The 25,726-nt window shown below is 36.8% G+C and carries 26 protein-coding genes; 22 read left to right on the top strand and 4 right to left on the bottom strand.

Features of this window, described 5'->3' with window-relative positions:
* Positions 1–115: 115 nt before the first annotated feature.
* The 3 genes from FT986_RS07690 to FT986_RS07680 form a co-directional block, all read right to left on the bottom strand.
* Positions 116–715, bottom strand: coding sequence for a WG repeat-containing protein (locus FT986_RS07690; RefSeq protein WP_147864589.1), 600 nt, complete (start codon positions 713–715; stop codon positions 116–118).
* 69 nt (positions 716–784) lie between these two features.
* Positions 785–1,366 carry an AraC family transcriptional regulator gene (locus FT986_RS07685; protein ID WP_040880381.1) on the bottom strand — a complete coding sequence of 194 codons (582 nt, stop codon included), beginning with the start codon at positions 1,364–1,366 and terminating at the stop codon, positions 785–787.
* A gap of 165 nt (positions 1,367–1,531) precedes the next feature.
* Positions 1,532–1,852 (bottom strand): hypothetical protein, encoded by a 321-nt coding sequence (locus FT986_RS07680; protein ID WP_147864599.1) that lies wholly within the window; start codon positions 1,850–1,852, stop codon positions 1,532–1,534.
* A 392-nt stretch (positions 1,853–2,244) separates the two neighbouring features.
* On the opposite strand from FT986_RS07680, the gene FT986_RS07675 reads away from it, so the two are divergent.
* The 22 genes from FT986_RS07675 to FT986_RS07565 all read left to right on the top strand — a co-directional run bounded on the left by FT986_RS07675 (position 2,245) and on the right by FT986_RS07565 (position 24,367).
* The gene (locus FT986_RS07675) at positions 2,245–2,661 is read left to right on the top strand and encodes a hypothetical protein (RefSeq protein WP_147864588.1); all 417 of its coding nucleotides are present in this window, start codon (positions 2,245–2,247) and stop codon (positions 2,659–2,661) included.
* A 134-nt stretch (positions 2,662–2,795) separates the two neighbouring features.
* A complete protein-coding gene (locus FT986_RS07670; RefSeq protein WP_147864587.1) occupies positions 2,796–6,536 on the top strand; it encodes an efflux RND transporter permease subunit in 3,741 nt (1,246 codons plus the stop codon).
* Positions 6,533–7,750, top strand: a complete 1,218-nt coding sequence (locus FT986_RS07665) for a TolC family protein (RefSeq protein WP_121666305.1) — start codon at positions 6,533–6,535, stop codon at positions 7,748–7,750. The genes FT986_RS07670 and FT986_RS07665 overlap by 4 nt, the downstream gene beginning before the upstream one ends.
* Positions 7,747–10,116, top strand: coding sequence for a multicopper oxidase domain-containing protein (locus FT986_RS07660; RefSeq protein ID WP_070237423.1), 2,370 nt, complete (start codon positions 7,747–7,749; stop codon positions 10,114–10,116). The genes FT986_RS07665 and FT986_RS07660 overlap by 4 nt, the downstream gene beginning before the upstream one ends.
* A 21-nt stretch (positions 10,117–10,137) precedes the next feature.
* Entirely contained in the window at positions 10,138–10,524 is a 387-nt protein-coding gene (locus FT986_RS07655) for a DUF302 domain-containing protein (protein WP_008991354.1), read from the top strand.
* Between the two features lie 57 nt (positions 10,525–10,581).
* The gene (locus FT986_RS07650; RefSeq protein ID WP_072316388.1) at positions 10,582–11,184 is read left to right on the top strand and encodes a DUF3347 domain-containing protein; all 603 of its coding nucleotides are present in this window, start codon (positions 10,582–10,584) and stop codon (positions 11,182–11,184) included.
* Entirely contained in the window at positions 11,185–11,637 is a 453-nt protein-coding gene (locus tag FT986_RS07645) for a heme-binding domain-containing protein (RefSeq protein WP_121666303.1), read from the top strand.
* 23 nt (positions 11,638–11,660) lie between these two features.
* The gene (locus FT986_RS07640) at positions 11,661–12,221 is read left to right on the top strand and encodes a DUF3347 domain-containing protein (protein WP_121666302.1); all 561 of its coding nucleotides are present in this window, start codon (positions 11,661–11,663) and stop codon (positions 12,219–12,221) included.
* 769 nt (positions 12,222–12,990) lie between these two features.
* Positions 12,991–13,701, top strand: a complete 711-nt coding sequence (locus FT986_RS07630) for a PepSY domain-containing protein (RefSeq protein ID WP_008616453.1) — start codon at positions 12,991–12,993, stop codon at positions 13,699–13,701.
* Positions 13,702–13,723: 22 nt separating this feature from the next.
* Positions 13,724–14,206, top strand: a complete 483-nt coding sequence (locus FT986_RS07625; RefSeq protein ID WP_008992801.1) for a DUF305 domain-containing protein — start codon at positions 13,724–13,726, stop codon at positions 14,204–14,206.
* An 11-nt stretch (positions 14,207–14,217) separates the two neighbouring features.
* Positions 14,218–16,020, top strand: a complete 1,803-nt coding sequence (locus FT986_RS07620; RefSeq protein ID WP_008616461.1) for an efflux RND transporter periplasmic adaptor subunit — start codon at positions 14,218–14,220, stop codon at positions 16,018–16,020.
* 263 nt (positions 16,021–16,283) lie between these two features.
* The gene (locus FT986_RS07615; protein ID WP_147864586.1) at positions 16,284–16,850 is read left to right on the top strand and encodes an AraC family transcriptional regulator; all 567 of its coding nucleotides are present in this window, start codon (positions 16,284–16,286) and stop codon (positions 16,848–16,850) included.
* 122 nt (positions 16,851–16,972) lie between these two features.
* The gene (locus FT986_RS07610; RefSeq protein WP_147864585.1) at positions 16,973–17,344 is read left to right on the top strand and encodes a metalloregulator ArsR/SmtB family transcription factor; all 372 of its coding nucleotides are present in this window, start codon (positions 16,973–16,975) and stop codon (positions 17,342–17,344) included.
* A gap of 12 nt (positions 17,345–17,356) precedes the next feature.
* Positions 17,357–17,983, top strand: a complete 627-nt coding sequence (gene merTP, locus FT986_RS07605) for a mercuric transport protein MerTP (RefSeq protein ID WP_147864584.1) — start codon at positions 17,357–17,359, stop codon at positions 17,981–17,983.
* On the top strand, positions 17,980–19,326 hold the full coding sequence (locus FT986_RS07600; protein WP_147864583.1) for an NAD(P)/FAD-dependent oxidoreductase: 1,347 nt from the start codon (positions 17,980–17,982) through the stop codon (positions 19,324–19,326). The genes merTP (FT986_RS07605) and FT986_RS07600 overlap by 4 nt, the downstream gene beginning before the upstream one ends.
* Before the next feature lie 9 nt (positions 19,327–19,335).
* Complete coding sequence (locus FT986_RS16150) at positions 19,336–19,560, top strand: GDCCVxC domain-containing (seleno)protein (protein WP_147864582.1); 225 nt, start codon at positions 19,336–19,338, stop codon at positions 19,558–19,560.
* Positions 19,561–19,585: 25 nt separating this feature from the next.
* On the top strand, positions 19,586–19,966 hold the full coding sequence (locus FT986_RS07590; RefSeq protein ID WP_255505932.1) for a metal-sensing transcriptional repressor: 381 nt from the start codon (positions 19,586–19,588) through the stop codon (positions 19,964–19,966).
* A 68-nt stretch (positions 19,967–20,034) separates the two neighbouring features.
* A complete protein-coding gene (locus tag FT986_RS07585; protein ID WP_147864580.1) occupies positions 20,035–20,304 on the top strand; it encodes a thioredoxin family protein in 270 nt (89 codons plus the stop codon).
* Between the two features lie 2 nt (positions 20,305–20,306).
* Complete coding sequence (gene merTP / locus FT986_RS07580) at positions 20,307–20,921, top strand: mercuric transport protein MerTP (protein WP_147864579.1); 615 nt, start codon at positions 20,307–20,309, stop codon at positions 20,919–20,921.
* Positions 20,922–21,075: 154 nt separating this feature from the next.
* Entirely contained in the window at positions 21,076–23,334 is a 2,259-nt protein-coding gene (locus FT986_RS07575; RefSeq protein WP_147864578.1) for a cation-translocating P-type ATPase, read from the top strand.
* A gap of 20 nt (positions 23,335–23,354) precedes the next feature.
* Positions 23,355–23,567, top strand: coding sequence for a heavy-metal-associated domain-containing protein (locus FT986_RS07570; RefSeq protein ID WP_147864577.1), 213 nt, complete (start codon positions 23,355–23,357; stop codon positions 23,565–23,567).
* Positions 23,568–23,581: 14 nt separating this feature from the next.
* Complete coding sequence (locus FT986_RS07565; protein ID WP_147864576.1) at positions 23,582–24,367, top strand: zinc-dependent peptidase; 786 nt, start codon at positions 23,582–23,584, stop codon at positions 24,365–24,367.
* A gap of 35 nt (positions 24,368–24,402) precedes the next feature.
* Here the strand turns inward: FT986_RS07565 and FT986_RS07560 are convergent, their stop codons facing one another.
* Positions 24,403–25,617: a site-specific integrase gene (locus FT986_RS07560; protein ID WP_147864575.1), complete on the bottom strand. Its 1,215-nt coding sequence runs from the start codon at positions 25,615–25,617 to the stop codon at positions 24,403–24,405.
* Positions 25,618–25,726: the final 109 nt, after the last annotated feature.

Below are 25,726 nucleotides of genomic sequence, written 5' to 3'. Positions count from 1 at the left end.
CAACAATCTAAATGTTTATAGTTGAGGGAATGGATTATCAACTATTAATTCGCAGATTTTAAAAAGGTTATAATCTTTTTGAATTTCTTATATGTTATGTGTATTTTCAATATTATTAGATTTTTTTTATACGCCACTTCTTATTATTACCTTTAACTGCCACCAAATTTTCCGAAATCAATTTTGATGTGATGGCAGGTGGATTTTTATCATTCTTATCTTTTGGCGAGACGTGAATGGCCAATTGCGTTAAATGGTCAATGGTATTACCATTCTCATCTATAACAAGCTCAAAATAATGGTAGTTTACCACGTCTTTTTTGAAAATGTCATTATAGCCAATGGTTTCTTTTTCAACTTTTAACACCAAGGCTTTGCCATATTGAAAGTTGTTGGCATTGAGGAATTGTGGAGTGATGACAGTTTTTCCAGTTTTATCGATATAGCCATAATAGAGCACGCCATCTTTTTGGTTTGCAATCAGGCATTTTCCGTTACTGAATATAGGGTAGCTTGCATTGTCTGTTTTGGTTGCCACCAAATCATTTCGAAAATCAACGATTAAATTTCCTTCTGGGTCAATAAAACCCCATTCGTACCCTTTTTTAATGGCAGCGACGCCATTGCTAAAAGGCGAGATGTAGTCTAAATTTTCAAAGGTTTGTGCAATTCCTATAAAGGGAATTAATACTAATGTGATAAGTAGTTTTTTCATTTTGTTTAATTTAATTTGATGAAATTAACCATTGCCTTAAGCTTTTGTCTGCATAACTTTCGTTGATATCTATATAATTTCATCATAGAAATTCCGTTTCCAATTTCCTGTGTTTTTGTAATCGGTCATACTCATTCCCACCACTTCCTTAAACTGTCTAGACAGGTGGTTGACACTACTGTAGTCCAATAAATATCCTATATCTGAAAAGGAATGTTGTTTAAGCTGAATGAGCTCTTTGACTTTTTCTATTTTTAATTTGATAAAGTACTTTTCAATGGTTGTCTGTTGATTTGCTGAAAACAATCTGCTCAATGTCTTGTAATCTTTATGAAGTCTTGAAGCCAATAGTTCAGATGTTTTTACCTTAATATGTAATGGTAACTCTTGCAATTGTTCTATTAGAATGACTTTCATTCTTTCTACGAGCATTTCTTCTTCTTTTTGTACAATTTCAAAATCATTAGCGTGAAGCACAGTTGTAACAGCTTCGACAATTTCATTGCTGGTTTTTTTTGGTGCTTCTACCAATAATCTTCCTAATTCTAATGAAAGCACAGTAACTCCCAATTCTTGTAGTTCTTGCTTAATAACTTTTAAGCAGCGGCTACAGACCATATTCTTAATCCAAAATTCTTTGGGTCCTTTCATAATAATCGATGTATTGCTATTAGGCATTTTGCCAAATAGTTTGAATTTTCTTAATAGTACAAGGTTAATAGTGTTGTTGAGAATTGGGTACAACAAATGTTAGCCAGAAGTGAAATATTGGCTATAGAGGCAATGCAGATTAATTTTAACCTGCGAAGTAGAAAATCAAATTAAAAAGGACTCGTTGAGGATTACAAGGTCTGTGGATAGCAAAAGTGGCCTATAAGCCTTAAAAGAAACTGTGTTTTTCTCTAAACCTTCAAAAAGGTTGATATAAGAATAGACGAAGTTGTTTAAGAAAACTAAAGTTTCAATCTCTGAAATTGTATTGGCCTTCTTGAAGGTGTCATCTCCTTCTTTCAAGATGGTCTTATTATCGCAACAGTCTTTCTCTTGTATTGTAGTACATTGCTTGGAATTATTATCTTTTTTCTGTGCAGTCTCCATACAAGATTCTGCTTTACTAAAAAAAGCCAAATCCACCATTTTATTACAGCAAAAGTGCATATTTACCGTAAAGGATGTGGTGGAAAACAGTATAAAAACTGCTAAAAAGAAGGACAGTATTTTAGTAAAAAAAGATTTCACACTATAAAATTAATAAATTTTGATTAACATTAAAGGATTTTGGAAAATAAAATTCAACTGTTCAATTATTTTATTATCAGTTTTTTACAAAAAAACAACAAAATTAATCAGTACAAATATAATTCTAAAAGTTCAACAGAACTATGATTTATATCATATAAAGGAAGCTGCAAAAGAATTTTATTTGCAAATAATATTTAAGCGGTTTCGTGCAAAATAAACATTGATAAATCAAAAAAAATTGTTAAATAAACAAATTGAGATAAATTTTTTATAAATTTGCAACATTAATGAAAAAAGTTTTTCATAAAATATCATCCGTTTGTTTGGCACTTATCGTGCTATTGTCAACAGTTTCTTTTACTATTGATAGTCATTACTGTGGCGATACTTTAGTGGATTCTTCTTTATTTGGGCACGTTGAAACTTGCGGAATGGATAAACAACTATCCAAAAATGATTGTCAAAGTGAAGTTCCGGATGATTCCTGCTGTTCAGATAAGCAATTAGTTGTTGAAGGTCAGGACGACCTGAAGATGTCTTTTAACACCTTAAATTTTGAGCAACAAGTCTTTGTTGTCTCTTTTGTACATTCTTATATCAATCTCTTTGAGACTCTTGATTCACACATTGTACCATTTAGAGATTATGCGGTTCCCTTTCTCATACGGGATATACAAAAACTGCACGAGACGTATTTAATTTGATTTTAAACAGTTTCCGATAAATATCGGAATAATTAGCCCTATGGTCAATACTATTTTGGGCTCAATTTCTTGTGTTTAATGTTTTGATTTTATCAAGATATTATTCGATGTATAACTGTTTAATAATCATTGTAATGCTGAATAAAAGCATCAAATTTTTAATCGAGAACAAGCTAGTAGCCGTTCTACTACTTGCACTTTTTATTGCTTGGGGAGTCGTAAACGCCCCGTTTGAATGGAATACAGGCTCACTTCCTCGAGACCCTGTTGCCGTAGATGCCATACCAGATATTGGCGAAAACCAACAAATTGTATTTACTAAATGGGATGGTCGTTCCCCTCAAGATATTGAGGATCAAATTACTTATCCTCTAACCACATCGCTTCTTGGTATTCCAGGGGTTAAAACAATACGTAGTTCATCTATGTTCGGGTTTTCGAGCATTTATATCATTTTCGAAGAAGATATTGAATTTTATTGGAGCAGAAGCCGAATACTTGAAAAATTAAACTCATTACCAGCCGGACTTCTACCAGAAGGCGTTAATCCAGCTCTAGGTCCCGATGCCACAGGATTAGGGCAAATATATTGGTACACCCTTGAGGGACGTGATAAAGATGGTAATGTTACAGGTGGATGGGATTTACAAGAATTAAGAAGCATTCAAGACTTCTACGTGAAATATGCGTTGTCATCTGCGAGTGGCGTTTCAGAAGTGGCTTCCATCGGCGGATATGTTTTGGAATATCAAGTGGATGTTAATCCCGAATTAATGCGGCAATACAACATAGGCTTGAGTGAGGTTGTAAAAGCAGTAAAACAAAGCAACAAAGATGTTGGTGCACAAACGCTTGAAATCAACCAAGCTGAATACCTTATAAGAGGATTGGGTTATATTAAGAAACTATCTGATTTAGAAAACGCGGTAGTTACTTCAAAAGATTTTACATCCATCCGTATAAAGGATATTGCGAAAGTAACACACGGTCCTGCTACAAGAAGAGGCTTATTGGACAAGGAAGGAGCCGAGGTTGTTGGTGGTGTTGTAGTGGCTCGTTATGGGGCCAATCCTATGGAAGTCATCAACAATGTTAAAGAAAAAATAAACGAGTTAAGTTCTGGGCTTCCATCAAAAACATTAAGCGATGGGAGGACTTCGCAATTAACCATCGTACCCTTTTATGACAGAACAGAACTAATCCAAGAAACCTTGGGCACACTTGATGAAGCGCTAACTTTAGAGATATTGATAACCATTTTTGTGATTATCATAATGGTCTTCAATTTAAGGGCTTCCGTATTGATTTCCGGATTATTGCCTGTTGCGGTTTTGATGGTCTTTATTTCTATGAAACTGTTCAATGTAGATGCAAATATTGTCGCCTTATCTGGTATTGCAATTGCTATTGGAACTATGGTCGATGTGGGCGTTATCCTTTCGGAAAATGTCTTGCGGCATATTGATGAAAATGAAGAAAAGCTACCTATGAATACGGTAGTTTATAATGCGACTGCCGAAGTTTCTGGCGCCATCTTAACGGCAGTAATGACCACTATTATTAGTTTCATTCCTGTATTTACTATGATTGGTGCAGAAGGGAAATTGTTTAGGCCATTGGCATTTACAAAAACGGCAGCACTCACCGCATCTCTTATTGTTGCCCTATTTTTAATTCCACCATTTGCGGCCTATTTATTTAAAAAGAGAAATTTAAAAACTTCTTTTAGTTATATGCTAAATGGAGCATTGATTGTTTTTGGCGTTTTATCTTTAATTTTAGGCTATCCGCTTGGATTAATATTAGTTGCATTTGGCGTTGTTGGCTTCCTTTCACTAAAGGAAAAGATTACGTCAAAACGCGCCAACATCATCAATATATTTGTTTCGGCTTTTGCTATCATATTCCTATTGGCGGAATATTGGAGACCACTGGGAGTAGATAGAAGTATCCTTATAAACTTAATCTTCGTTGGTCTTATCTGTTTTGGTCTTTTGGGTGTATTTACACTTTTTAGAAATTATTATGTTCGAATTTTAAATTGGGCATTGCGCAATAAGCTGTTATTTCTTTCGATACCAACTGCCATTGTAATTTTTGGAGTGATGATTATGCGTAATACTGGTAAAGAGTTTATGCCTTCACTCAATGAGGGTTCATTCCTGTTAATGCCCACTTCAATGCCACACGCAGGTGTGGAGGAAAATAAACGCGTCCTACAGCAACTCGATATGGCCGTTGCGAGCATTCCAGAAATTGAAACCGTAGTCGGTAAATCTGGGCGTACAGAATCAGCATTAGACCCTGCACCGTTATCGATGTATGAGAATGTTATTCAATATAAATCTGAATATATTTTAAATGAAAATCGCAAAAGACAACGCTTTAAGGTAAACGAAGACGGCTTATTTGTTTTAAAGGATGGCAGTTTAGTAACCAACCCTAATAGCGAAATTGAAGTAGAAGATGATGACTATAAAGCCTCAAAAATTACAGACCCATTCTCTGTGACAAGTTCACAGCTCATTCCAGATGACGATGGAGAGTACTTTAGAAATTGGCGACCTGAAATTGAATCGCCAGACGATATTTGGAAAGAAATCGTAAGGGTTACAAAGCTTCCAGGTGTTACTTCAGCACCAAAGCTACAACCCATAGAAACACGCTTGGTGATGCTACAGACTGGTATGCGAGCACCTATGGGCATTAAGGTGAAAGGACAGGATTTAAAAGAAATTGAGGCGTTTGGGGTACAATTGGAAGATATCTTAAAACAAGCAGAGGGTGTAAAGGATGAAGCAGTTTTTGCCGACCGTATTGTGGGGAAGCCATACCTACTTATAGATATTGACAGAGAACGACTTGCGCGCTATGGCATAACCATAGAGCAAGTACAGCAAGTTATACAGGTTTCTGTTGGTGGTATGGTGCTTTCACAAACAGTAGAAGGTAGGGAGCGCTATGGTATTCGTGTACGCTACCCAAGGGAATTACGCGCAAATCCAAACGATTTAAAAGATATTTATGTGCCTGTAGAAAAAGGAAGTCCGGTTCCGTTAAGTGAGTTGGTCACTATTAGATATGAGAAAGGGCCACAGGTTATAAAGAGTGAAGACACTTTTTTAGTAGGCTATGTCCTTTTTGATAAATTAGATGGTTTCGCCGAAGTAGATGTGGTGGAAAATGCCCAAGCCCTTATTCAAGAAAAAATTGACAATGGCGAATTGACCGTTCCAAAGGGTATCAATTATCAATTTACGGGAACGTATGAAAATCAGTTACGAGCAGAAAAAACATTGAGCGTGGTAGTACCTCTGGCTTTGGCTATTATTTTTCTAATCCTATATTTCCAGTTCCGTTCTGTTGGAACGTCATTAATGGTCTTTACTGGAATTGCTGTCGCCTTTGCGGGAGGTTTTTTAATGATATGGTTCTACGGCCAAGATTGGTTCTTAAACTTCAGCTTTTTCGGAGAAAATTTACGAGACCTCTTTCAAATGCACACCATTAATTTAAGTGTCGCTGTATGGGTTGGTTTTATTGCTCTATTCGGTATTGCTACCGATGATGGCGTAGTAATGGCTACCTACCTTACGCAAACCTTTGACAAAAACAAACCTAAAGATAGAAAAAGCATTAGGGCATCCGTAGTTGAGGCAGGAGAAAAACGTATCCGTCCGTGTTTAATGACAACGGCGACAACTATTCTTGCTTTGTTGCCTGTATTAACATCAACAGGTCGAGGGAGTGATATAATGATTCCAATGGCTATTCCTTCTTTTGGTGGGATGTTAATTGCACTTGTAACCCTATTTGTTGTGCCAGTTTTATTTAGCTGGAAAGAAGAATTTCAATTAAAACGAGCTACAAAATGAGATATATAATTTTAATAGCACTTGTTTTTTTCGCTTTCGCGGAAGTAAATGCACAAGATTTAGCATCCTATATTCAGGAAGCTGAAAAGAACAATCCAGAAATCCAAGCTTTTGAATTGCGCTACAACATAGCGGAAGAAAAGGTAAATGAAGCAGATTGGTTACCAAATACAGAGATTGGCGTAGGCTACTTTGTGAGCGAACCAGAAACCCGAACAGGGGCGCAACGTGCACGTTTTTCAGTAAAGCAAATGTTGCCTTGGTTTGGAACCATATCAGCAAGGGAAAACTATGCTTCATCAATGGCCGAAGCCCAATTTGTTGATATAGCGATTGCAAAAAGAAAACTTTCGTTATCAGTATCCCAATCCTATTATAAACTCTATGCCATAAGTGCAAAACAGGGTATTCTGGATGAGAATATAGAACTTCTGGAAACCTATGAACGCCTTGCATTAACCTCTGTAGAAGTGGGAAAGGCATCAGCGGTTGATGTACTTCGCCTTCAGATAAGACAGAACGAGTTGATTCAGCAGAAAGAAGTGCTGGAACAGGATTATTTGGCGGAGCAAGCGCTCTTTAATAATCTTTTGAATCGTGATGAAAATATTGCCGTAGAGGTCGTAAAGCAGATGATAATTCCCGAAGAAGATGTGTTTATTTTGACTGACAATCTACAGCTTAACCCAGAACTTATCAAATACGATAAATTATATGAATCTATCGAAGAAGCCGAATTATTAAACCAAAAAGAGAGTGCGCCCAATATCGGTTTTGGTTTGGACTATGTGCCTGTGTCAGAACGTCCAGATATGAATTTTTCCGATAATGGTAAAGACATTGTGATGCCTATGGTTTCTATTTCAATTCCCATTTTCAATAATAAATATAAGTCAGTGACAAAGCAAAATGAATTGAAACAATTGGAAATAAAATCACAGAAAGAAGAGAGGCTCAATAACCTTGAAACACGTCTTGCACAAGCTATTTATAATAGAAATACAATGAGAATTAAGTTTAATGTACAAACAGACAATTTAAAGCAGGCGAATGACGCCGAAGAAATTCTCATTAAGAATTACGAAACCGGAACTATAGATTTTAACGATGTGCTCGATGTACAAGAATTGCAGTTAAGGTTTCAAATCAATTTAATCGAATCTAATAGAGGGTATTATACAGAATATGCCATCATAAATTATTTGACAAAATGAAAACAATAAAAATTATTACGCTATTACTTTTCACAACTTCAATTTTTGCCCAAGTAGGCACAAACGGAAATGATAGAAAGGAAGATGGGCGACCTGTTAAGGAGTATAACCTTACCATTGAGGAAAACGAAATGACACTTGGAGGTGTTACTGCCAATGCAATGACCATCAATGGAGGTATCCCTGGGCCTGTTTTGGAATTTAATGAAGGAGACCTTGCTATAATCAACGTAACCAATAAAATGGATGAAGAAACTTCAGTGCATTGGCACGGATTGATACTTCCCAATTTTTACGACGGGGTTCCATATTTAACTACCCCACCGATTGAGCCAGGAACAACCTTCCAATACAGGATTCCAATCAACCAATCGGGAACATATTGGTACCATTCCCACACAATGCTACAAGAACAAAAAGGTGTTTATGGGTCTATTATCATTCATCCAAAAGAGAAAACCTTGGAATATGATAAAGATTTAGTCGTGGTATTATCAGATTGGACCAATGAAAAACCAATGAATGTATTACGAAACCTTAAAAGAGGTAACGAGTGGTATCAAGTTAAAAAAGGCACAGCAGTGCCATTAAGTAGGGTCATTTCAGAAGGTGCCTTTGGTGCTCAACTTAAATTTTGGAGAGACCGTATGGAAGGGGCTGATATTGCAGACATTTATTATCCCGCATTTTTGTCCAACGGTAAAAAACTGGCAGAGTATCCAGAATTTACGGCTGGCGAAAAAGTAAGGCTTCGCTTCATTAACGCATCGGCTTCTACCTATTATTGGATGGACTTTGGCGGAGGTAACCCAATGTTGGTTTCCAGTGATGGTGTTGACGTGCAACCCGTTTCCAAAAGCAGATTTCTCTTTGGCATAGCCGAAACGTATGATGTAATTGTAACTATTCCAGAAGGAACTATTGAAATTACCGCAACCGCTCAAGATGGTTCAGGTCATACCTCTATACAGTTAGGTAATGGCACTCTTTACCCAGCCAAAAGAATTGATAGACCTGATAAGGTAGCGATGATGAAGCAAATGGCTAAAATGGATATGAAAATGGGAGCACCTGCAATGGTTGGAAACAAGAAGAAGAATACACCCGAAGTTTTAATGCAGAAGTACGGAATGAAGATGAATATGAAGGACGGCGAGATGAAAATGGGGAACGATAAGATGTCGATGAAAGATGGCAAAATGAATGACCAAATGGATATGAAGATGGATGATACAATGGGAATGAAAAAAGACTCGATGTCAATGAGCCATAATGGAGCATCAAATAAAATGGAAGGTCATATGCACAATATGCCAATGATGCAGAAGGATTCTACTTCTTTTGATTATGAGGAGCGAAAGACATACTTCAACTATGATTTTTTAGAGGCAAAAGAAAAAACTGAATTTAAGGCAGATTTACCAGTAAATGAAGTGTTGCTTAACCTAACAGGTAATATGAATCGCTATGTATGGAGTATGAATGGGGTTCCATTATCAGAAACCGATAAGATAAATATAAAAGGAGGCGAGGTAACCAGAATTACATTAAATAACCTGACTATGATGCACCATCCAATGCACTTGCACGGTCATTACTTCAGGGTCATTAATGAAAAAGGAGAACGTTCCCCATTAAAGCATACCGTGAACGTACCTCCAATGCAGAAAGTTATTATTGAATTTTATAACGAAGAGTATGGCGATTGGTTCTTTCATTGTCACGTATTGTACCATATGATGGGTGGTATGGCAAGAGTGTTTAGTTACGATACCCCAAGGGATGATAGAATGAAAGATTATCCAGTTCAGAAACTTATCGATGAGACAGACCATTATTATTCGTGGGGATTGGCTCGTGCAGGTTCAAATTTTAATGAACTCTTTTTAACGTCGAGCAATATCCGAAATGAATTTGGTTTGAGAACAGAGTTCGATTACGACCAAAATCTTGAAGCCGAAATAAGTTATAATAGGTATCTGAACGATTGGGTACGTGTTTATGCAGGAGTAAATACCGAAACGTCAACACCAGATTCTTACGATACATTTAATACCGTAGGATTGGTTGGTGTAAAGTATTTTACGCCTTATAGATTTAATGTAGATGTGAGTATGGACCATCAGCTACGCCCAAGAATACGTTTGGACAGAGAATTATTGATTTTTCCAAGAATTTTTTTGGAAGGCGAATACGAATACAGAGCAGATTTTGGATGGGTCAATGATTTAGAGAATAATAAATCATTTGAAAGCGAAACACAATGGTTGGTAGGGGTTGCATACATTCTTTCGCGCAATTTTTCAATCCAAGCTAACTACAATAACCGATATGGATTGGGTGGTGGACTATTAGCAAGATTTTAAACAACTAAAAATTAAAAAAAGATGAACTATTATTTTAATAAAACAATCAATGGAACCTTCGAAGAGGTCATAGAGAAAGTGACACAAGGATTAAAGGAAGAAGGTTTTGGAATCCTTACAGAAATTGATGTAACAGAAACACTAAAGAAAAAACTGGATATAGACTTTAAAAAGTATAGGATACTCGGAGCTTGTAATCCGCCCTATGCACATAAAGCTTTGCAAGCAGAAGATAAAATTGGAACGATGTTGCCCTGCAATGTCATAGTACAGGAAATCGAAGCAGGTATCATTGAAGTTGCGGCCGTAAACCCAATGGCTTCAATGCAAGCTGTAAAAAATGAAAAATTGAATGAGGTAGCCAGCGAAATAACTGCAATGTTGGAAAACGTCATTGAAAAATTATAAGACACTATAAAAAGGCAGTAATAATAATTAATAAACACAAACTTAAATTAAAACAAAATGAGCAAATTAAAATCAACATTAGGTATAGTTGCGATAGCATTCATAACCTTAACAGTAATGTCTTGTAAAGACAACAGCAAAGAACAAAATAGCACGGATGGAGACCATTCAGAAATGAACCACGATAACAGTGATGGTCATCACGACGGCGAAAAGAGGGAAATGGCAATGGGTGGAGATAGTAATACACAAGCGGTATTAAATGACTATTTCAACTTAAAGAATGCCTTGGTGGGAGATGATAATGGCAAAGCCAAAGAACTTGGGGCAACCCTAGCAACATCCTTAGGAAATTTTGACGCCTCACAATATAACGATACCCAGCAATCGGAATTAAAGGATATTGTAGAGGATGCAGTTGAACACGCAGAACACATTTCAGAAAGTGATATAGCACACCAGCGCGAACATTTTAAAGTTTTAAGTAAAGATGTTATAGATATGGTTGCTATAACAGGAGCAGAGATGAAGCTTTACGAGCAGTTTTGCCCTATGTATGATGGCGGTACAGCTTGGCTAAGTACTAAAGAGGAAGTGCGCAATCCATACTATGGTAGTCAAATGTTAAAATGCGGCAAAGTACAACGTGAAATTAACTAAATGAAAATTGTAAAGATTATAACAATAGTACTACTGGTAGCGTTCGTGGGAATTCAATTTATTCCGACTACACGCAATCAAAGTGATACTGTACCGTCAACTGATTTTATGCTGGTCAATAATGTACCAGAAACTATTCAAAAAAAGTTACAGGTATCCTGCTATGATTGCCACAGCAATAATACTCAATACCCTTGGTATAATAAGATTCAACCTGTTGCTTGGTTTTTGGAAGACCATATTAAAGAAGGAAAAGCTGAACTTAATTTCAACGAATGGGATTCATTATCCAGCCGAAGAAAAGCAAGTAAGTTAAGGTCTATTATCAAGCAGATTGAAAATGGCGAAATGCCTTTGGATTCTTACACTTTGATACATAGTGAGGCAACATTTACAGAAGCTGAAGCAGAAGAGTTAATCAATTTTATCACACAATTAAAAGATAGTTTATAAACAATAATTTAAAAGTAATTAAAATGAAAAATTTAAAAATGAGTATTGCAGCAATGCTATTGTTAGCAGTTTCTTTTACCAATGCACAGGAAAAAGAAAAAATGAACCACGATCACGAAGATATGAAAATGGATCATAGTAAAATGACAACTATGAAAAGTGATGCAAAAACAGAAACAATTTTAAGTGATTACTTTAATTTAAAAAATGCTTTGGTTGCAGATGACACCAAAAAAGCAGCCCAAGCTGGGTCTAAATTGGTAGTTTCTCTTAAAGCTTTTGATACGGACAGTTATTCAAAAGAAAATCAAGAAGAATTAGAAGATATTATAGAAGATGCCGTAGAGCACGCCGAGCATATTTCTGAAAGTGCCATAGACCACCAGCGCGAACATTTTAAGACCTTAAGTAAGGACATAACAGATTTGGTAGCTATTACGGGAACAAAAAACACGCTTTACCAACAATTTTGCCCAATGTACGATAAAGGTAGTGCGTGGTTGAGTACCAGCAAAGAAGTAAAAAACCCATATTACGGTAGCAGAATGCTTAAATGTGGAAAAGTGCAAAAAACTATTCAATAAATAATCCCCTGCCTTTAATACTCTTTTAAATATACTGGTTTATTAGTTAACAGTAGCTTAGGAGATGGCAGGGTTACCTGAATAGTTGTAAAGTCCTGTCGTGGGAAGGAAAACAATGTTGATGATTAGTGTTAGTTCCTTCCCAAGTCAGGCACAATGAACTTTTGAAAAAGAGAAGTTGATTTGGTTAATAGCAGCCTGAACTGGGAGAGAGATTAAATCCCTAAATATAGCGTCTCTCTTCCTAGGTCGGGCAAATTAAAATTTCGCAGAAAAGAAGTTTAGTGAAGATGCTTGATTTTGAGGGGTAAAAATTTGGTTGGTTCATTAAAGTTTACCTCTCATCTTCAAGTATTATTTATATGGTTTTGCAAATAACAATAAAGAAAAGAATTTATAACAATGAAAGAATGTTGCAAGAACGGTTGCCAACAAATAATAGGTAAATCTGTGGTTAAAAAATGGCTCAATTATATAGTATATACAATCCTAATATTAATAGTTGGTGGTGCATTGGCACTTCAATTATTTAGTTAAGAGCTTAAATTAAAATGGTTAATGACAACAAGAAAAAAATCTGAAAACACAGGGTTTTACAAACAACTATTTAGGGTTCTTTAAAAATAAGGGTGTTGAAAGTACGATGAGCGGGATGGCACCTAAAAGCCCATTGCTTGAAAAGATTTTAAAGTATGTTGCCTATATCTGTTACGTCTGGTTGGTAGGTGGAATAATTGTCAAATATTTTGTGAATTAAATTATAGAAAGTATGGTCAACAGAAAGACAGCAAAATGGATTCGAAAAGCGCACCGATACTTGGGTATATTCCTCGGCATTCAGTTCTTGATGTGGACTATCAGCGGAATGTATTTTAGCTGGACGGACATTGATGAAATACACGGCGACCAGTTCAAAAAAGAAAAGCCACGGCAAACTGCTTTTTCCAACCTATTGGGGACTGAGCAATTAGCGAGTGAAGAACCAATCCAAACACTAAAATTATTGGAAATAGCCAATGAGCCGTACTATTGGATTAACGAAGCTAATTTATTTAGTGCTAAAACGGGAAATGAAAAAAATGGTATTACTAAAGCTGAAGCAAAACAGGTAGCCAATAGATATATGCTGCCCGATTTGGAAATAAGGGGTATAAAACGAATTGAGAAAGTAGATGCACATCACGAATACCGTGGTCGTCCATTACCAGCCTATGAGATTTCATATAAAACCCCACAAAACTTGAAGGCTTATGTCGCCATAGAAAATGGTGCATTTCAGACCGTTCGTCATAGAAACTGGCGCTGGTTCGATTTTTTGTGGATGAACCACACTATGGACTATCAAGGCAGGGACAACTTTAATACCATAATCCTGCGGGCGTTTTCATTGTTAGGGTTAATTACAGTATTAAGTGGGTTCTTACTTTGGTACATATCGTCGCCCACAATTAGAAAATTGGTTAAAAAGAAACGAAAATAAGTAACACTAAAACCAACATAAAATGGAAAATTCAAATCAAAATTCAAAGAAAAACAACTACACAAAATTTGTAGGTATGCTCGTGGCATCCTTCATAGCAATGTACGTTACAATGTACTTAAACTCTTATGAAATTGACCACGTCTATTTTAGTCTTACCCGATTTTATATGAGCTGTTTGGGTATTGCCGCTATGGCCATTATTATGTTTGTAACAATGCGTAATATGTACCAAAACAAAAAGAAAAATATAGCAATTGTTCTTGGAAGTATTGTTCTATTTGGTGGCGCGTTAGGCCTTGTGAGGGCACAGGCCCCAATTATTGGCGATGTGCTCTATATGAAAGCTATGATTCCGCATCACTCTATCGCCATTTTAACCAGTAAGCGAGCGGATATACAAGACCCGGAAGTGAAGAAATTAGCAGATGATATAATTAAAGCACAAGAAAAGGAAATTGCAGAAATGAAAGCAATGATTAAACGATTAGAAAATAACAAATAAAAACAAAGACAATGAAAAAAAACATCATTTATATAGGTATTGCCTTGATTGTTGGCCTTCTAGGTGGCTTTCTACTGTTCGGTGGAGATTCTACTGATAAGGCAACAAATAGTGCTAAAGACAATCACGAACATTCAGAAGAAATTGCTACTAATCAAATGTGGACCTGTTCTATGCACCCACAGATTATGCAACCAGAACCTGGCGACTGCCCAATATGTGGAATGGATTTAATTCCAGCTGAATCGGGTGCCGATGGCCTCAATGCCAATGAAATCAAAATGACCGATAACGCAATGGCTCTAGCCAATATTCAAACGTCACTTGTGGGACAAGGACAAATAGGAAATAATTCCCTAAAATTATCTGGAAAGATAAAAGCAAATGAAGAGTCAAATGCCGTACAGGTCACATATTTTGGAGGAAGAATTGAAAAACTATACGTTAATTCAACAGGAGAACGTGTTGGCGCAGGACAACGCTTGGCAACTATTTATTCGCCAGAATTAGTTGCGGCACAACAAGAACTGCTTACCGCTTCATCATTGAAAGAATCGCAACCAGAATTATATAAAGCTGTTAGAAACAAGCTCAAACTTTGGAAACTTTCAGAAAAGCAAATCAACGCCATAGAAAACTCTGGGAAAGTACAAGAAAACTTTCCTGTGTACGCAACCGTATCAGGAACGGTAACACAGAAAATGGTAGAAGAAGGTGACTATGTAAAACAAGGACAACCCTTATACAAAATTGCCAATCTCAATACAGTATGGGCAGAATTTGATGCTTACGAAAACCAAATTGCGTCCTTAAAAGAAGGACAAACCATTAAAGTAACCACCAATGCCTATAGAAATGAAGTGTTTGACGCCAAGGTCTCGTTTATTGCCCCCTTATTAAACTCTGCTACAAGAACGGTGGTTGTGAGAGCTGTTTTACAAAATAAAAAAGACCTCTTTAAGCCGGGAATGTTTGTGGAAGGAAAAATCGAGGGTGCTCGAACGAGCACAGAGAACACCGTTTCTGTACCGTCAACGGCTGTTATGTGGACGGGCGAACGTTCTGTGGTCTATGTCAAAACAGACCCTAATAAAGCTGTTTTTGAGATGAAAGAAGTTTTATTGGGCAATGCCACTGGCGATAGTTATACCGTTCTTGAAGGTTTAAAAAATGGAGATGAAGTGGTAACTAACGGCACGTTTACAGTAGATGCCGCGGCACAGCTTCAGGGTAAAAAATCAATGATGAATCAAGAAGGAGGTAAAACTATGACAGGACACGAAGGACATTTGGGAATGCAAGAAGATGGTTCTGGAGAAAATATGGATGTAACCAATCATTCTCAAATGAAGGAAAGAATTAGGGTTTCAAACAAATTTCAGAATCAGTTAGAACAGGTTTTTGATGATTATATTCTTTTAAAGGATGCATTGGTAAACGATGATACCAAGGGTGCTCAACAAGCAGGAGAACAAATCAACCAGTCCTTGAAAAAAGTGGATATGAAGTTATTATCTGATAAAAAGGCGCATAACCATTGGATGACCATTCAAAAGGAACTAAAATCATCTGCAAATGCTATTGAGAACAGTTCAGACATAGCAGCACAAAGAGGGCATTTCAAGCATCTTTCGGCACATATGATAAGTGGTGTACAGCTTTTTGGGGTCAACCAAAATGTATATATCCAGTTTTGCCCAATGGCCAATAACAATAAAGGTGCCTATTGGATAAGTTTGGAAGAAGAAGTGCGAAATCCATATTATGGAGAGGCTATGTTAACCTGTGGAGAGGTAAAAGCAACTTTAAAATAAAACGAATTACGGATTAATCAAGTAATCTACATAAGGCCAAAAAATAATCTTGGTTTTATAATGGCGAACGATAATGAGTGAAAGCAGAAGAAATAGACGAAAAAATGAAAGGAAGAAGCATCAACCTAAAAGTAATATCACAAAAAAAGATAAAATTATAGCTTTTGTTGTGATAGTATTGATTTTTGTAATTGCTGCGATAGCTGCTGTTTACTATTCTCTACACAAATCTGGGTTAACCTTGTTTTAAAGACAAGTATTATATGAGAGAGATTATCTATATTAAAAATATGGTCTGCCCAAGATGTATCTCGGCGGTATCTAATATTTTGGAACAACTTGAAATACAGTATGTTTCTATAAAATTGGGGGAGGTTAAATTAGTTTCTTCATTAAGTGTTCAGACCAAAAATGGTCTTTCCAAAGCGCTTCAAAATTCAGGTTTTAGTTTGATTGATGACCGTAAAAGTCAACTTATCGAACAGATGAAAACATTGGTTGTAGATAAAATCCATCATTCTTCCGAGGAGCTCGATTTCAAATGGGCAGATATTGTTACAGGCGAACTTATCTTGGATTATAAATATTTAAGTTCCCTATTCTCGTCAGTAGAAAGTATCACGTTTGAGCAATACATTATCAACCAGAAGATTGAACGTGTTAAAGAACTTATAGTTTACGATGAATTAACCTTGAGTGAGATAGCTTTTCAATTACATTATAGTAGCGTTGCGTACTTAAGCAATCAATTCAAAAAAGTAACGGGAATGACACCCACGCAGTTCAAGAAATCTGTGACAAAAAACCGAAAATCCTTGGATGAGATTTAATTAAAGAACATTAAAAAACAAAGGTTGTTTAAAAGTTCAAAGTTACTTGTTACGTTATTATTTAAGTATTTGCTTAAATAATATAATAATGATATATTTGTGACCACTTTAAATCAAAAAAGATGAGCTTGGAAATAACTTGTACACGGAACGAAGCAGACAAGAAGCAAATATCGAGATGCAAGGAAACCATAGAGAATTCTTCGGACAGCCTTAATGCAATAAGCAAGATTCTGTCGCTCGCGGGAAGCGAGGTAAGACTAAAAGTCCTATTCCTTTTGAACATAGAGAATGAACTGTGCCCTTGCGATATTGCTGACATTCTTGAAATGAGTGTTCCTGCCGTATCCCAACATATCCGCAAAATGAAGGATGCAGGAATTATCACATCGAGACGTGAAGGGCAAACATTATATTATTCGCTGGTAAAGAGTGAGGACAATGTTTTGAATGGAATTTTCAATTCAATTTCGACAAAAAAGAAAACAGCTTAGAAAGTTTATAATATGACACCGAATAAAACCTCAAACACCGCGGCCTATACTGGCATTTTTACCGCAGTTGCAGCATCAATATGTTGTATAACCCCTGTCTTGGCACTAATTGCCGGAACAAGTGGAATCGCATCGACATTTTCTTGGATTGAACCATTTAGACCCTATCTTATTGGACTGACCATTATTATATTGGTCTTTGCCTGGTATCAGAAACTGCGGCCGAAAACACAGGAAGAAATAGATTGCGCCTGTGAGGATGATGCGAAATCATCGTTTTGGCAATCCAAACGGTTCTTATTGATAGTAACGCTATTCGCCGCATTGATGCTGGCCTTCCCGTACTATTCCAACCTATTTTATGCACAGCCCACCAAGGATATCGTCTATGTCTCTCAATCCAATATCAAAAAGCAGACTTTTGAAGTCGCTGGAATGACCTGTGCAGGTTGTGAGGCACGCGTAGAAAGCGAAGTCAATAAATTGGACGGAATTATTTCGGTCAAAGCCAGCTACGAAAATGCCATCACTATAGTGGAATTTGATAAGACCAAGACCGATTTGCCCGCAATCCGAAAAGCCATAGAGAAAACAGGATACAAAGTAGTCGAGAATACCATCAAAGAAAATAATAGATGAAAAAATATGATGTTTTCATAATCGGCTCGGGTATGGCCGGTATGACAATCGCCAATAAATGTGCCTCAAAAGGTCTTTCGGTCGGTATAACCGATGAACTACCTTATGGTGGCACCTGCGCCCTGCGAGGCTGTGACCCCAAAAAAGTAATTATCGGCGCTACGGAAGTGCGCGACTTTGCCAAAAGGCTTAAAGGGAAAGGCATTGATACCATTCCGGATATTAACTGGAAGGATATAATGGCGTTCAAACAGACTTTTGTCGATGAAATGCCGAGGAAAATAGAAAAGGGGTATAAGAAGAACGGCATCGATACCTTCCACAGTTCCGCTACGTTTATAAATGAAAATACCCTAAGAATAGGTAAAGATACCATCCAAGCTGATAAAGTTGTAATTGCGTCAGGTTCAAAACCAAAAATTTTAGACTTTGAAGGCGAACAGCTTGCCCAAACGAGTACGGATTTTCTAAACCTTAAGGAATTACCCCAATCCCTGCTTTTCATCGGTGGTGGATATATCGCCTTTGAATTCGCCCATATTGCCGCACGTTCCGATGCCAAGGTAACAATAGTACATCGAGGCAAACGTCCATTGGAAAACTTTGACAAGGATATTGTAAAACATTTGGTCGATGCCACACGTAATTTAGGGATTAAGATTGTTCTGGAAACGGAAGTTTCTAAAATTGAAAGTAAAGATGGCCACTACATAACCACAGGAATTTCAAACGGAAACGAAACTACCTACAAAGCGGCAGCGGTATTTAATTCCGCTGGTCGTCCCCCAGCCATTTTTGATTTAGAATTGGAAAAAGCAGGTATATCCTTCTCAAAAAAGGGCATAGAGGTCAACGAATACCTTCAGAGCACAACGAACGCGAACATATATGCAGCAGGCGATGCAGCGGACTCAAGAGGATTGCCCCTAACACCCGTAGCTGTTTTGGAAGGACACGTCGTAGCTTCAAATATCATTAAAGGAAATAAGAAAAAAGTCAGTTATCCCCCAATGCCTTCCGTAGTTTTCACTTTGCCCACTATGGCAACCGTTGGCCTATTGGAAGATGAGGCTAAAGAAAAAGGATATGATATAAATGTCAATTTTGAAAAAGTGGATAATTGGTTCAATGCGAGACGCCTGAATGTGGATGAATATGCTTATAAAACAATCATCGATAAAAATAATAATACCATTTTGGGCGCGCATCTGATCGGGCCTCATTGTGAGGAAACCATCAATCTTTTCGCAATGGCGATAAAGACCAAGATGACCATAAGCGATTTGCGAACAATGATATTTTCATATCCTACAATGGCATCTGACCTAACCTATATGCTCTAACTATTATTTATGGAAACTACAATATTAAAATCTACGATCACCTGCCCTGAATGCGGCCACAAAACAGAAGAAGAAATGCCGACGAACGCTTGTCAATTCTTTTACGAATGCGAGAATTGCAAAGAAGTATTAAGACCAAACGAGGGAGATTGTTGTGTATTCTGTTCTTACGGTACTGTGGCCTGCCCACCAATTCAAGAAAATAAAAGATGTAATAATTCAAGTTGTTGCTAAACATTATAATGGACAAATTATGAATATGGAACAGCACAAATTACCCACTGATTTAATCTTGGATATAAAAACAAGATTAAAAACTTTGAGTGGTCAATTAAGCGGCATTGTTAAAATGCTTGATGAAGGAAAGGACCCCGAACAAATAAACATACAGTTCAAATCCATCGATAAGGGGATTCAAAAAGCACATTACTTACTGCTGGATGAAGTCTATCGAAAAGCGCTTGCTATTGGAATTGTAAAGGCCGTGGACTCTTGCCCAGGAAATTGTGGCAATGAAGATAAAATTGAATATTTAAAAAGTGAATTCCCTAACTTGGAATTATCTGATTTGACCAATCGCTTAAAAGAAATCCAAATCATTGAAACCAGATTAAAAAACTACAACGAAAAAAATGTCTAAAAAATTTTGGTGACCCCCTACCTCACGTTCTCATCTTTGTTCCATTATTAATTTAAACTTTAAATAAGATGAAACGACAAATCGAGATTTTTACAGCAGGTTGCCCAGTATGCGAGCCTGTGGTGCAATTAGTAAAAGAGACAGCAGGAAAGGACTGCGAAATCACATTTCATAATCTGTCTGAGCAATGCGAAAGTAAAATATGTGTTTCAAAAATGAAGGAATATGGGGTTACAAGAGTTCCTGCCATTGCTGTTAACGGAAGACTGCTGAATTGCTGCACCAAAATCGAAATCACAAAAGATGATTTGGTAAAGGCTGGAATAGGAAGTTGTTAGGTATGGCAATTACTAAATGGAACAAAAAAGCATCTATGGGGACTGCTGTATTTTTAGCAGTTTCCCTTAAACTATGCTGCTGGGGTCCTTTGCTACTTACAAGTGTAGCTGGTATTAGTGGAAGTTCTGTCTATTTTTCTTGGCTTATTGCCTTGAAACCTTATCTGTTGGTTATAGCATTTTTGTCATTGGGACTGGCCTTTTATCAGGTTTATAAAAAAAAGAAGGTGGACGATTGTGGTAACTGTGATATGGCTAAGCCATCATTTTTTAAGTCGAAATTATATTTGTGGTTGGTTACAGTGTTTGTTGTTGTAATGACATTGGTTTCTTATTATCCACAAGTATTTCATTCAACGGAGAAAGTAGGAATTGTTGCATCAAACAATACCGATATTCAAACTGTAAAGTTGAATATTGAAGGGATGGTATGCTCGGGTTGTGAAGAAAACATCAACCATTCGGTAAACAAAATTGACGGGGTTGCAAATGTATCTACGTCTTTTGAAGAAGGGACTTCAATTATAGAATTTGATACCACTAAAACGAATATCGATGAGATAAAAAAGGTCATCCAATCAAAAGGGTATTTGATTACAAATACTAAAGACCGATAGACACGTCCCCATTATGATTATAAGAGACATAAATTATTCCAATTGGGTAGTAATAATTCGTGAAGAGTAAATTCTACAAATCATTCAGCATATAACGTAACACATTACAGTCTTTTAATCCTGAAATTTGTAACATACAAATAAGAACGGATTTATGGAGACAATCAACATATTTGAAACCAAAGAAAAGAATACTAAAAAAGGAATAAAGGAATCATTCCCTGTTACGGGAATGACTTGTGCCTCTTGTGCAGCGAGTGTTGAATCTGTATTAAAACACACAGAAGGTGTGTTTGATGCAAGTGTTAATTTTGCCAATAGTTCCGTTCTTGTGGAATATGACAAGGAGTTGAGTCCAAATCAACTTCAAAACGCGCTTCGTGAGGTCGGTTACGATATTATAATTGATGCCGCAGACCCTTCGGAAGTACAGCAAGAACTTCAGCAAAAGCATTATCAGGACATAAAAAACCGAACCATCTGGTCGGCGATACTTACGCTACCCATTTTTGTGTTGGGAATGTTCTATATGCAATGGGAACCAGGCAAATGGATTTCATTGGTATTGGCCTTTCCAATTCTTTTTTGGTTTGGGCGCAGTTTTTTCATCAATGCCTTCAAGCAGGCCAAACACGGTAAAGCAAATATGGATACCTTGGTGGCGTTGAGTACCGGAATCGCCTTCCTCTTTAGTGTATTCAATACCTTTTTTCCTGAATTTTGGTTAAGTCGTGGCATCGAGCCTCACGTATATTACGAAGCGGCTACCGTGATTATCACCTTTATTTCCTTGGGGAAACTATTGGAAGAAAAGGCAAAATCAAATACATCTTCAGCCATTAAAAAACTAATGGGGCTTCAGCCTAAAACCCTTAAAATTATTGAGAATGGGGAAGAGAGGGAAATCCCTATTTCATCCGTACAGGTGGGTCAGACCATTTTGGTGCGTCCCGGAGAAAAGATTCCGGTGGATGGCGAAGTTTCCAAGGGAAGCTCGTATGTAGATGAAAGTATGATTACGGGAGAACCTGTTCCAGTTCAGAAATCCCAAGGGGAAAAGGTATTCGCCGGTACCGTTAATCAAAAAGGAAGCTTTCAGTTTACCGCTGAAAAAGTAGGCGGGGAAACCCTGCTTTCCCAAATTATTAAAATGGTTCAGCAAGCACAAGGGAGTAAGGCACCCGTTCAAAAACTGGTCGATAAGATTGCTGGTATTTTTGTTCCTGTGGTACTCGGTATTTCCATTGTCACCTTCATCGTCTGGATGTCAGTAGGAGGCGATAATGCCTTTTCACAAGCCTTATTAACTTCTGTGGCCGTACTGGTTATCGCTTGTCCCTGTGCCTTGGGCTTGGCAACGCCTACTGCCATAATGGTGGGTATCGGCAAGGGCGCTGAAAACAATATTTTGATAAAGGATGCCGAAAGTTTAGAACTCGGCCATAAAGTGAATGCAGTAATCCTGGATAAAACAGGTACCATTACAGAAGGAAAACCATTGGTAACCGATATACTCTGGAACGATAAGCTTGAAAATCAAAATGAATACAAGGAAATTCTCTTGGCTATCGAAGGGCAATCAGAACATCCTTTGGCAGAAGCAGTCGTTAATCATTTGAAAGAGGAAAATATTGAACAAGCAGAAATTACTTCCTTCGAAAGCATTACCGGAAAAGGTGTAAAGGCGCAACAGCAGAATGGTTCAAAATATTATGTGGGCAACCATAAACTAATGGTCGAAAAGAATATTCAAATCGACACTACTTTAATGCAAACAGCAGAAAGTCTCGAAGAAAAAGCAAAAACAGTCATATTCTTTGGTAACGAAAATCAAGTGCTTGCGATACTGGCCATTGCAGACAAGATTAAAGAAACTTCAAAAAAAGCTATAGCTATGCTTCAAGAAAGAGGCATTGAGGTCTATATGCTCACGGGAGATAACAGTAAAACCGCATTAGCTGTTGCAAATCAGGTAGGAATAACAAATTACCAAGGCGAAGTAATGCCTTCGGACAAAGCGGCTTTTGTCGAGAAATTACAGGCGGATGGAAAGATAGTAGCTATGGTTGGCGATGGGATTAATGATTCCCACGCTTTGGCACAGGCGAATGTAAGCATTGCAATGGGTAAAGGATCCGATATAGCAATGGATGTAGCAAAAATGACCTTGATAACGTCAGATTTACAATCCATCCCCAAAGCACTGGAACTATCAAAAAGAACCGTGTTGGGCATTCGTCAGAATTTGTTCTGGGCATTCATTTACAATATCATCGGTATTCCAATTGCAGCAGGAGTTTTGTATCCCGTAAACGGTTTTTTATTGGATCCGATGATAGCAGGTGCTGCAATGGCATTCAGTAGTGTGTCTGTAGTTGCAAATAGCTTAAGACTTAAACGAGTAAAACTTTAATAACAAATAAATTCAATACAATGAAAACTTTAAAATTTAAAACAAATATCAATTGTGGTGGGTGTGTATCGAAAGTCACCCCTTTTTTAAACAAACAAGAAGGTGTAGAAAGTTGGGAAGTAGATACTGCCAATCCTAATAAAATCTTAACCATTGAAAGCGATGGTGCAACTAAAGAAGACGTAACATCTACTTTGCAAAAAGTAGGATTTAAAGCGGAACCTGTAGATTAATACGTTTTTTTAATATGGCTTATATCTTAATTTCGGTTGTGATTGTTCTTTTTGCTGTTCATTTTTACAGAAAAGCAAAACGTCATAGTGTAAAGCCATTTCCAGAACATTGGCATAAATTATTGACGGATAATGTGCTGTTTTATAGAAATCTATCAAAAGACGCACAGCTAATTTTTCAGCAAAAAATGATGCTATTTTTAAGTGAGGTCTATATCGATGCTGTACAGTTTGAACTGGAAGAGTTGGATAAGGTTTTAATTGCAGCAAGTGCCGTCATTCCAGTTTTTGGCTTCAAGGAATGGCACTACACAAATTTAAGTGGTATCCTTTTATATCCTGATAATTTTAATGAGGATATGCAATTTAGCAGTAAGGATAACTCACGGAATATTGGTGGAATAGTTGGAAATGGAAGGTTCGAGAAACAGATGATACTTTCCAAGAAAGTATTGTACCACGGCTTTAAAAATACAACCGATAAAAGCAATACTGGCATACACGAATTTGTGCACCTTATAGATAAGTTGGACGATAGAACAGACGGTGTGCCAGAGCGATTATTGGAACATCAATATGCCATACCTTGGTTAAACTTAATCCATAAAGAAATGGAAGCGATAAATGATAACCATCCTGATATCCGAAAATATGGTGGCACCAATCAAGCTGAATTCTTTGCCGTTGCTTCAGAGTATTTTTTTGAACGTCCAGACTTGCTTAAAAAGAAACATCCCGAATTATACAAGATGTTGGTTAAATGTTTTAATCAGAAACTTATAGGTTCAATTGAAGTATAGTACACCTTAAGAGGTACAGTTTGCTGTAGGACAATTCAAAAGTTAACAACGCTATCTAAAGCATCATCTGCTTCTTTATGGATAAAATTTGCCTGATAATTCAGTGTAGTTTTCAAGTCACTATGCCTATATAGTTTTTGTAACATTAAAGGATGAATAGAATCACCGGCAATATTGCCAAAAGTATGTCTGGCAATGTGCATTGTAATCTTCTTGTCTATTTTTGCTTTTTTGGCAATGGATTTTAAGTTATCGTTAAATTTTTTGGTTGCCGTTTTTCTTTTATTATAAATGTCTTTTGCATCATCCAGATTGGCCTTTTTCAATTCAGGAAAAACAAAATCGGTAGCGTGTTTTTTATCATCTCTGTAGAAATCTAAAATACTTAGAACCTTATCTGGAATTTTTAAGGACAGTAGTTTTGAGTTTTTATTCATTCTATAATGAAGCCTATTGTCGTATATGTCTGACCACTTTGTCCAGAGTACATCTGTAACCCGCATTCCTGCAAAATAGAAACTGAAAAGCCAAACATTCCTTGTATGGATTTCATTACAGGTTAGATTATCTAAAGCTTCAATAGCTCTTACCTCAATAATATTCAACCCTATTTTTGTAGTCTCAGGAAACTTAATTTTAATCTTGTCACCACCAAAAGGATATAATTCCCTACTAACTATTTTGAGCTTAATAGCTCTGTTGAACAACAACCTAATGAGGACTAAGATGTTCATTACTGATGTTTCTGAAAGTTCGTGTTTGGCTTTCAAATATATCATCAGCTTTTTTAGGAAGCGTTCGTTAATTTCCTGAAAAGCCAACTGTTTTGATTTATTAAACTTTATGATATAGCTAACCAAAGCACTATCCGTAGATAAGCGGTTTAATTTTTCGGCGATTTCCAATTCGTCCAGATGCTCTTGTGCTAGTTCAAAAAAGGTAGCAGAGTTTCCCGAGGCATATATCTCTTTTTTGATTTGGTTGGCAGATGCATCTTTATGCTCGGATTGTAAGTCAATAAGTGCTTTATTGGCGTTCGAGAGTTCCTGTGATAGCAACTTGTTTAAACTATCAGCATTTGAATTAGACTTTCTTACTCGAATATTTTTTTCGTCCCAATCCTCTATGTCAATATAATGACCTATATATTGATATGTTGAACGACGATTTTTTGTAATTCGAACAGCTAATGGGTAAAGCCCTTTACTGTTTGGTTTTTTACGTAGAACTATCTTTGCGTTTGATGACATAATTGACCTGTTTTGAGTACGAAAGTCAAATCAGGTACAACATAGGTACAACATTCCATTTTGAATGTATTCCTTTACCTAAGTACACCATAAAGATACGAAATTATTG

Source organism: Mesonia sp. K4-1 (genome assembly GCF_008017825.1).
Lineage (GTDB): Bacteria > Bacteroidota > Bacteroidia > Flavobacteriales > Flavobacteriaceae > Mesonia.
This window is presented reverse-complemented; position numbering and strand designations above follow the sequence as displayed.